The organism is Mesorhizobium sp. M1E.F.Ca.ET.063.01.1.1 (assembly GCF_003998155.1).
Taxonomy (GTDB): Bacteria; Pseudomonadota; Alphaproteobacteria; order Rhizobiales; family Rhizobiaceae; genus Mesorhizobium.
Genome location: NZ_RZSC01001774.1, coordinates 1 through 390 on the forward strand (window position 1 = coordinate 1; position 390 = coordinate 390).

Consider the following 390-nt stretch of genomic DNA (forward strand, 5'->3'; position numbering starts at 1 on the left):
GATCAGCAGGTCCCGATGAAAATGCATCGTCGCCTTTGGCGAGCCGGTGGTGCCCGACGTGAACCCAAGCAGGGCCACGTCGTCGCGACCGGTCTCCACGGCATCGAATACGACCGGCTTGTCGAGGGCCGCGCGGTCGAGCTCTGCGTCGTGATTGGCCGTGCCATCGAAGCCGACGACCTGCTTGAGGAAGCGGCTGTCCTTGGCGCAAGCCACCATCTCGTCCATCAGCCGCGTGTCGCATAGCGCAAGCGTGATCTTGGCCTTGTCCACGATCTGCGACAGTTCGCCTGATCGCAGCATCGGCATGGTGTTGACCACGACCGCGCCTGCCTTGGTAGCGGCCAGCCAGCACGCCACCATAGCCGGGTTGTTGGCTGAACGGATCAG

The 390-nt window shown here is 63.8% G+C and carries 1 protein-coding gene; it reads right to left on the reverse strand.

What is annotated here, in order from left to right:
* Nucleotides 1–390: AMP-binding protein (locus tag EOA29_RS40825; RefSeq protein WP_145970215.1), on the reverse strand; the 390-nt coding region annotated here is incomplete at both ends.